The organism is Roseibium sp. RKSG952 (assembly GCF_009711355.1).
The window spans coordinates 1-9,196 of the sequence record NZ_SMMF01000784.1; the positions used below are offsets into that span (position 1 = coordinate 1).

At 57.5% G+C, this 9,196-nt stretch carries 7 protein-coding genes; 4 read left to right on the forward strand and 3 right to left on the reverse strand.

The window, feature by feature from the left end:
* A partial coding sequence (locus E1297_RS06645; RefSeq protein WP_155135506.1) for an adenosylcobalamin-dependent ribonucleoside-diphosphate reductase occupies nucleotides 1-2,679 on the reverse strand: 2,679 nt, incomplete at its 3' end.
* A gap of 261 nt (nucleotides 2,680-2,940) precedes the next feature.
* Entirely contained in the window at nucleotides 2,941-3,450 is a 510-nt protein-coding gene (locus tag E1297_RS06650; protein WP_196223224.1) for a single-stranded DNA-binding protein, read from the reverse strand.
* Nucleotides 3,451-3,961: 511 nt separating this feature from the next.
* Here E1297_RS06650 and E1297_RS06655 point away from each other — a divergent pair.
* A complete protein-coding gene (locus E1297_RS06655) occupies nucleotides 3,962-5,257 on the forward strand; it encodes an NAD(P)/FAD-dependent oxidoreductase (protein WP_196223225.1) in 1,296 nt (431 codons plus the stop codon).
* A gap of 166 nt (nucleotides 5,258-5,423) precedes the next feature.
* On the opposite strand, the gene E1297_RS06660 is transcribed toward E1297_RS06655, so the two are convergent.
* Nucleotides 5,424-5,600 (reverse strand): hypothetical protein, encoded by a 177-nt coding sequence (locus E1297_RS06660; RefSeq protein WP_155135512.1) that lies wholly within the window; start codon nucleotides 5,598-5,600, stop codon nucleotides 5,424-5,426.
* 154 nt (nucleotides 5,601-5,754) lie between these two features.
* On the opposite strand from E1297_RS06660, the gene E1297_RS06665 reads away from it, so the two are divergent.
* From E1297_RS06665 to E1297_RS06675, 3 genes are all read left to right on the forward strand, one after another.
* Nucleotides 5,755-6,786: a hypothetical protein gene (locus E1297_RS06665; RefSeq protein WP_155135514.1), complete on the forward strand. Its 1,032-nt coding sequence runs from the start codon at nucleotides 5,755-5,757 to the stop codon at nucleotides 6,784-6,786.
* A gap of 483 nt (nucleotides 6,787-7,269) precedes the next feature.
* The gene (locus tag E1297_RS06670; RefSeq protein ID WP_155135516.1) at nucleotides 7,270-7,905 is read left to right on the forward strand and encodes a hypothetical protein; all 636 of its coding nucleotides are present in this window, start codon (nucleotides 7,270-7,272) and stop codon (nucleotides 7,903-7,905) included.
* Nucleotides 7,906-8,105: 200 nt separating this feature from the next.
* A complete protein-coding gene (locus E1297_RS06675; RefSeq protein ID WP_155135518.1) occupies nucleotides 8,106-8,984 on the forward strand; it encodes a hypothetical protein in 879 nt (292 codons plus the stop codon).
* Nucleotides 8,985-9,196: the final 212 nt, after the last annotated feature.

Below are 9,196 nucleotides of genomic sequence, written 5' to 3' on the forward strand. Positions count from 1 at the left end.
CATGTTGATTGTCTTGGAGATCGCGCCGGACATGAACGGCTGGGACGCCGCCATCATGCGAATGTGACTCTCGGCGGAAAGAAAGCGAGTTCCGAGAGACCCGCAGATATTCGCGCAATCGAAGACCGGGAGATGCTCATCCTTCAGGAACGGAGCGCCCTCGACGGTCATCGCACCGCAGACGTGCGCGTTGGCCGCAGCGATTTCCGCCTTAGTGAAGCCCAGGAAGGATAGCAGATGGAATTCCGGATCATTCAGCTTCTCCGCCGGAACCCCGAGCTTGTCCATCAGGAATTCGTCACCGAACGTCCAGCGATTAAAGACGAACTTGATGTCGAAGGCCGACTTGAGGGCACCCTTCAACTTACCGAGCGACTCGTCGTCGAACCCCTTGGCACGAAGGCTGCTCGGATTGATCGCTGGAGCCTGATCCAGAGATCCATGTCCGACGGCGTACGCCTCGATCTCGGCTATTTCGGATTCCGAATATCCGAGCGTACGCAGAGCGGACGGAACCATGCTGTTGATGATCTTGAAGTAGCCGCCGCCGGCCAGCTTCTTGAACTTCACGAGAGCGAAGTCCGGCTCGATGCCGGTGGTGTCGCAATCCATGACCAGGCCGATGGTTCCGGTTGGGGCGACGACGGAGACCTGCGCGTTGCGGTATCCGAATCTGCGGCCGAGTTCGTCCGCTTTATCCCAGGCCTCCGGAGCAGCGGCCGCCAGTTCGGCGTCCGGACAATCGCGAGCATCGAACGGCACGGGCTTGACGGCCAGGCGCTCGTAACCGCATAGCTCCGGATGACCGAGACCGAGACCGACACCATGCGCGGCGCGGCGATGGTTGCGGATGACGCGCAGCATGTGCTCGGCGTTGCTCTCGTAACCCGGGAAGGCACCCATTTCAGCGGCGATCTCAGCCGATGTTTTGTACGACCACCCCGTCAGGACGGCGGAAATCGCGGCGCAGTAGGCGCGGCCTTCGGCGCTGTCGTACGGAATACCCAGGGACATCAGAAGGCCACCGATGTTCGCGTAGCCAAGACCCAGCGTCCGATAGCGGTAGGACCGCTCCGCAATCGCTTTGGAGGGGAACTGAGCCATAGCCACGGAGATCTCGAGCGTCAGCGTCCACAGGGCGACGGCGTGCTTGTACTCCTCGACCATGAACTTGCCGTTACCATTCTTGAACTTGATGAGGTTCAGGGAAGCGAGGTTGCAGGCCGTGTCATCGAGGAACATGTACTCGGAGCACGGGTTGGAGCCGTTGATAGGACCAGATTCCGGGCAGGTGTGCCAGTCGTTGATCGTTGTGTCGAACTGGAGGCCGGGATCAGCGGATACCCATGCGGCATGTCCGATCTTGTCCCACAGGTACGTCGCGTCGAGCGTTTTTGCGACAGAACCGTCGATGCGGTTCTTCAGTTCCCACTTGCCGCCCTGCTGAACGGCCTGAAGGAATTCGTCGGTGACGCGAATGGAGTTGTTGGAGTTCTGGCCGGAGACAGTGCCGTACGCCTCGGAATCCCAATCGGTGTCATAGGTGCGGAATTCGATGCCGTCGAAGCCCTGCTCGGCCAGCTGAAGGACGCGCTTAATGTAGGTGTCCGGAATCATGGCTTCGCGAGCCACCTTGATAGCGGACTTCAGTTCAGCGTTCCGCTTCGGATCGTAACAACCTTCGCCGTCGAAGTCGCGGATGGCTTCCATGACCTTGGTCAGGCGGGCGGAGGTCAGCTTGGAGCCGGCGACGATCGCCGCGACCTTCTCCTCTTCCTTGACCTTCCAGTCGATGAAACTCTCGACGTCCGGGTGATCGATGTTGACAATGACCATCTTCGCCGCCCGGCGCGTGGTGCCGCCGGACTTAATGGAGCCGGCCGCAGCGTCTCCGATCTTCAGGAAGGAAAGGAGACCAGAGGACTTGCCACCGCCAGCGAGACCTTCGCCGGAACCGCGAATGGCCGAGAAGTTCGTACCCGTGCCGGAGCCATACTTGAAGAGACGAGCTTCGCGAATCCACAGATCCATGATGCCGTTCTCGTTCACCAGGTCATCGTCGACGGACTGAATGAAGCAGGCGTGCGGCTGCGGATGTTCGTAGGCGGACTCAGACTTGACCAGTTCATGCGTGAACGGATCGACGTACATGTGGCCCTGTGCCGGGCCGTCGATGCCGTAGGCCCAATGCAGGCCCGTGTTAAACCACTGCGGCGAGTTCGGAGCCGCCATCTGGCTGGCGAGCATGAAGCGCATTTCGTCGAAATAGGCGAGGGCATCGTCCTCACTGGAGAAGTAGCCGCACTTCCAACCCCAGTAGGTCCAGGTGCCGGCTAGGCGGTCGTAAACCTGCTTGGATGAGGTTTCCCCGGTGACGCGCTCGGCCTCGGGCAGGTTGACCATAGCCTCTTCGTCCGGAACGGAACGCTGCAACCACGCCGGAACGTTCTCCTCCTCGACCCGTTTCAAGGCCACCGGAATGCCGCGCTTGCGGAAATACTTCTGCGCGATGATGTCCGCCGCAACCTGGGAAAACGTCGCCGGAACCTCGATCCCCTCCTGACGGAAAACGGTGGATCCGTCCGGATTCTTGATTTCACTCACGGCCTGACGGAACTCGATCCCGGAGTACGGATCGTTCGGCGTGAGAGACGAGGTGAATTGGCGTTCAATCTTCATCTTTTTTCCTGTTGTCTGGCTTTGAAACTAAAACAGACCCGGTTTGTCCGGCGGGTCGATAATGCTGATACGAATCCTTCCACGATGCGAGGCATGAAAGGAGAATGAGGGTTTCCAGCGAATTCCGCGCCGGTCATTCGCAAAGTTCGTTTTCGGGCTTCGAACTGACCTCGCAACGTCAACATGTTGCGTGGTTTCTTGACCAAGACCCAAGTTATTGTGTGGTGAGATGCCGGTGTCGAAACGACCAATCACTCTATCCTAATAAGGGATTTGATCATCAAGCGGATCTGGCCGACCGAGCGGATCCCCGCCGGGGTGACCGGTTTGATGAGGGTCGCTCTCGAGACCCGGTTCCTCGGTCGTGCGGCTGCGGGAGGTCCGTCCAAGACCACCGGACGCGTTCGGCCTGAAGTCCTCGTTCTTGCGGGATTCCGGCGCCCTGGCGGCAGATGCCGGAACCATCAGGCCAACCTCTCCCATGTACTGAAGGACCTGTATCCTTGCGCGGCCATGCTCATCGTAGCCGAGTTCGCCGAACACACGGACGACGGTGCCGGCCTTGCCGAACGAGCGAAGGGCCTCGATCGAATGGGTCTGAATGCACATGACATCATGCGTGTAGCTCACCTTCTTGTCATGGCCGCCTACGGTGTAGTAGCGGGTCGTCCGCACCTGAAGGAGAACAAACTCGTTTCCTTGGGACGTTTTCTTGAATACGGCATCCTTCGTAAGAACTCCGACGATCCTAACATCGTTGACGCTCTGCATTTTCGCGTTCTCCGGCATATTTCGTTTACAGTGTAACGACTGGCGAGGGCTATTCAATCGAATACTTTAAAATTTTTTTCACGAATCCCATTGCCAATTCGATCCCGATCAGGCATACAAGGACTCGCAGAAGGCGACCGCGACCACAGCGCGTCTCGGCCGTCTCCGCGTATATTGCTCCTCCCAAGGCCTCATGGCCTGCTGACTTGGCCCGACCATACTCCCCGCTTGGTCGGGCCATTTTTTAAGGAGACGAATCCTTTTCTGATTTGCCATGCGGCAAGGATTCGAATTAGACTTTTACCGCGAGACGCAAGGAGGCGAAGATGACGAAATTCAAAACCTCAACGAAGTCACGATCACGGTCACCGCGACCCGCAGACTGGCTCGACCAACCCGTCGATCTCGACCTTCTTCCCTACTGGTCTTTGCGGAGGGTCCTGCGAAGAGCTTTCTGCCGGACTTGAGGCGATCATTCTCACGCTGTTCGGCGGAAGGCAGTGAACCCGCAATGACCAAAAACACTTCCTGCGATCTACTAATAATCGGCTCCGGTCCGTCTGGTCTTCTCGCCGCGCTGGGCGCACTCAGGGCCGATCCCGACCTCGATGTCGTGATCCTCGATCCGGAGGAGGGGCGACGCCACCGCATCGGCGAAGCGCTCCTGACCGGAACCGTAATGACCCTGCATGACGCAGGGATCTCCGACGAGATCGCCGCCGCCGGATTCCATCACAAGATCGGTGCCGCCTATCTTTGGGGGAAGACCCGTAATCCCTGGTACGTAAACTATCTGGAAGGGGAGGGTGATTACCCCAAATCGTTCATTCACGACGGAAGGCGACACTCTATTCACGTGCCTCGCCACGAATTCGACCCGCTTCTGGCCGACTGCGCGAGACGGCAGGGCATCAGAATACTTCCGGAACGCGCCACCGATCTGAAATACCGGGACGACAGCATCCTCTGCGTCGTCACCTCGTCAGGCACGCGCTTCAGCGCCAAGAGATACCTCGATTGTACCGGGCAGGGATCGTTCATCGGCCGAAGACTAGCTAGGCGCGAACCCGTCGGACAAGCCCGGATCGCTCGATATTTCTACGCCTCGAACGTCGACTGGGCGAAGGCCGAGGCGGCCGGTTATGACAGACACCGAACTAATATCCTGTCCGGTGCGAACGGATGGATCTGGGTGATAGACCTAGGAGAAGCCGGGAACGGATTGACGAGCATGGGCTTCGTCTCGACACCCGATATCATCAAGCACCTTGATTTCAGGAATGCTGAACGGACTTTCCCGCAATTATCGTCATTCGGCGACGTTTTGCGAGAACCCAAAACGTTCGACGGCAAGTCCTTGAAGGCGTTTTACGGCCACCCAGACTATTCCTTCGTGTGTTCACGCCTGAACGGAGCCAATTGGGCACTGTCCGGAGACGCAGCCCTCTTCATCGACCCCATCCTAAGCCAGGGCGTGACGCTCGCTTGTCACTACGGCTTTTTGCGAGGCAGGGCGGCGGCGGCCGAAATCAATGGGTCTGAAGATCGCCAGACAGGCGTTACCGACCATTACAGACGCGAGGCATCCGTTATGCGCGACGTCGTCGGGAAATGGTACGACAACAACAAATCCATCGATGGTTGGCACATGATGAGCGTGATGCACGCCAAGAAAATCACCGGAGACACTCTCTCCGGTGATAATGCCTTCAGATGGATCACGAACCTTGAAAACCTGCGCGGGGAATACGACCCCTATCCGGAATGCGAACGCGCGCTGATTGACCGCAATCTCGGGCTGTCTTAGCCCGATTTCGCAAGGAAACTCAGCTCCCGGCCGTCTTTCTCCCCCTGCGCACTCCAACGACATTGCCCCAGTGACCGTTTTCGTTCGGACATTGCCAATTCGGAGCAGGGGCCATCATAAGTGCAGCGAGAGCCTTCTTGAAGTTCTCGATCTTTCTTTCCTTGCCCTACGCCCCGACGGTGAATTTGCCGGACCGGGTAAGTCCTGGATGGAACACGGAGCCATCCGCGGAAACCGGAACGACAATCAGGTCGATTTCGACTGGATCGTCGTTTGTCTCGCAAGAGGAGTCGATGTCTTTCTGGTCGCCGCTCGTCGGCCAGATTGTCGGCAGAAAGTGCAAGCACCTCTCGCTCAGACAAGTCGGGAAAAGCTATAAGCCTTTCTTTGTTTGTCAACGAGTTTCGACGTTTCGGGCGTCGAAACAGGAGCCGAAGCGGGTTGACAGGAGGCGGTCCGTACGTAAATTGCGCCGGAGAAAATCGGACGGCCGAAGCATGCTCATCGACGACTTTAAAGAATTCGAAACCGGAATGACATACCCTTCCGGATACCGTCATGACCAAAGCCTCGGGGCGGCAAAGAAGAGAATTTCCGAAGCAGAGATATTCGTTTTGGATCAGGATGCCGTTGCGATGGCTGCGGGTGTCGCCCTCTCCAAGCCGAGCAGCACGCTCGCAGCGCTCCCATGGATAAGGCTTCCGTTCGAGCGCATATGGGTAGAGTTCTCCAACCGGGAGCTTCGCGAGGCCATGGCCAACCTCGGAAGTCCAAATAAACGTCCGCCCGCGACGGTATCCGAAATCGTCAAAACCGGGTTCCTCGTTCGTAGGGACAAAGATTGTCTCGTCATCGAGTATATCCACGAGGACAAGGTGGACGGCCGAAAAATGATCGATCTTTGCCCCGTTTACATGACGTTCGATCTGGACACCCCGGACATACTCGCTGAAGAAGACATCCCTCAGCTGGACGACTTCAAACTCGATACGATGGGTGCGCGCGGCAGGGTGCAAAGACACATGAAGGCCGTGCACGAGGACCCTAGAGAGGCACATGCGGATAAACTCCTGAAGAGCAGATATCGATGGGTCCCCCACCCGGACATGGCCATCGTCCGGAAAAACCTCGTCGCGATGGCAGGGGAGGCGATAGCCGCCGAGGCCGAGGGCAACCAAGCGCGCGAAATGAGGCTCCTGGTAAATCTCGTCCTGATCCCAATACTCATCCTCATGAGCTGCCCGAACGCGATCGCGACGCACGCCGTTAGCCACGAGAAACTGAATAAGAACAGGCGCAAGAAGGGTAAGCCTGAGCTGTCCGACTACAAGCTCGTAAAGATGAGTCTTTCGAAGTCCCGGCGCCGGGTCGTTGAGGGAGCGGCGGTCGCCTCCGGAGCGCGGACGGTCTCCGGCAGCCTCGTCATGGGACATTTTAAGGTTCGCAAGACGGGCGTCTTCTGGTGGAACCCGCACTCCCGAGCCGGAACCATCGAGACACCCGGGCGGCGAACGATGGTCACTCGCTAATCCCGCCGCCTCGCCCCATCCGCGCGTTCCGACCGACCTCAACGATGTCATGACCGCCGCCAGAGACGTGTTAACGTCTTCTCTTCCCTAAAGGAAGGGATTTGCCGCGCTTCTGGACCAGCGATGGCATCGAAAAGCCGACGACGCTATCGGCGCGCAACGGTTTAGGTCGCGTGCATCCTGATGCGATCCGCGTGAACGACCAAGTCCCCGACCTGTGCTCGTAACTGGCGAGGGAACCATCCAGACCAGCCGAGTAATCAAGACATAGGGCGTTACGGCCTATACTTCCACCCCCCGAAGCCAGTAGTAACCGAAGAGCACGGGCTTCTCATCCTCCCCGTAGCCGCCAAATCGGAAAGAGGAACAGCCTTCGGCTGTGCCCCCCACGACGAGACGGTCTCTCTGGACGATCCTTCCCGGTGACGAACCATCGCCCGACAATAGAATTAGGTGTTTGACGACGGATGGTTCGCGTCCATTATGAAACTTATGCAAAGCGTGGAATTCTTCGATATCGAGGGCATGACCCCGAGAACCGTAGACACGAACGGCGAGATGCTTTCCGTGGACTACTTAAATGACCTGCAACCTAAGGGAATGCGCATTCGCGTCGATCTCGCCGGGGACGGTTCCGCCCTCGTGAAGGTCGTGGATTCAGACGGTTCGTTCCCGGGTGCCGAGCAGGTCGAGTTCGTTCCCATGGCTCACTACGACCCGGCCATCGCCGAGCGCATCGTTCGCGCCCTCGCCTTCCATCATCTCGATCTCAAGGACGTCTCTACCGGGTACACCTCCGTCGACCTGAAGATCATCAATCGCGGCTTTTCACTCGGGATTGAAAAAGGCAAGAACTACGGCTGGTCAGTGATGATAGGGCCGTTCCTCTACTTCCTGTCGCGCCCCGATGCCGCGGGAATCCCGGCAAGTGAAAACGGAGCATCCGAGATCCTATGCATCGCGCCCGATTCCCGAAAGGTAGTCTTCTCCTCCGATGATCTGATAACGACCCTCAAAGCGTTCGACAGCGGCTCCCTGCCGGGAATGTTCGATCCGGAAAAGGACGACGATGTGATGATCATAGGTCTCTCTAAACCCGAGGACACCGTTCTCCATTGAGGGAGCGGCACCACGAAAATCGAAGCCCCGATTTTTCCTAAGAGAACCGTTGTGAAGGATTCGTACTCGCGTCAGCTTATTTCGCGAAGATGTCGAGAGTGCAGTGCGAGTACCCCGCAAACCGCATGATACCTGGGATTTGTGTTTTTCTGACCGCGGGGACATATTCGCGTCAGAGAACAATTAGTCGGGCGCAGGACATGATCATCACCGAAAGCAGCACAACGTTCATCGTGAAGTCGCTTAAGAAGTCCATAATCTTCGATGAAGATGAAACTTCCGCCGAGATGTCTTTTAGAACCACAAACGGCCGTCGGTTCGAGGTTGGTGCGCTCGGGGGTGGCAAACTCTTTCTGACGGAGATTTCTCCGACTGGCGTATTCTACCTAGGCAAAGATCCCGGAGTATACAACCCGGCTGACTTCGAACGGTGGCCGCGTCACGAGGAATTCAAAGACGACCCCAATGGCTACGCCGATGCCATAAGGGGCGACGGCCTCGATCCCGACAAGATGTGCGGTAGCGGCTCCGGCATCGGTGTTCACTCCAAATTTTTCGATACCCTTGAGGAAGTTGCGCAGGCCATCATCATTTCGGTCAATGACAATGTTCGCTATTGCTCGACTGACCTCGATCTCTTGAATGACGAGGACTACAACCAACGGCTCCAGAAGATTGCAGAGACGGAACAAAAGGCCTTTCGGGAAAGCCAAAGACATCTGCATCGAAACTCCCTGAAGACCGAGCACGGAGTCTTTAAGGGGCTGCACACCATGTTCGGCCCGCTTTCCGACGACGCGAAGAAACGCATCCTGTCGTTCCTTAATTCACCTTCCAACGAGACATGGAACGCCATTCATGGCCTCATCTTGAAAGGCGGAACAACCATGTGGCAGGCTTGGATCGCGACCGACCCCCAAGCGCCGCGTTCCAAGCCGCTCGATGGAGAATGGCCAGCGATCCCAGATCCGGACACGATCCGCTCGGCGATGAGGAAACTCGCGGCGAATACGGAAAATGACCTCGAAGACACTTCCGAGGAGACATCAGACGACACGGTCACCCCGTTTAGAATGTAACCACCATGCCTGCGTTCAACCCGAAAGCATCAACTGGTTGTTTTTGACAGATCTGCCAAATCTCAGGCTTTCGCGAGGGGCTATTGAAGGCACAGGCGGCAGGGCTGCCCATCTCAGGACTATAGAGGTGTAGTAAGACGAATCTCTCTCGGAGGAATGGCCGCAGCCGTTAAAGCAGAAAGCCCCGTCCTTCAGGGCGGGGAAGACGTTAA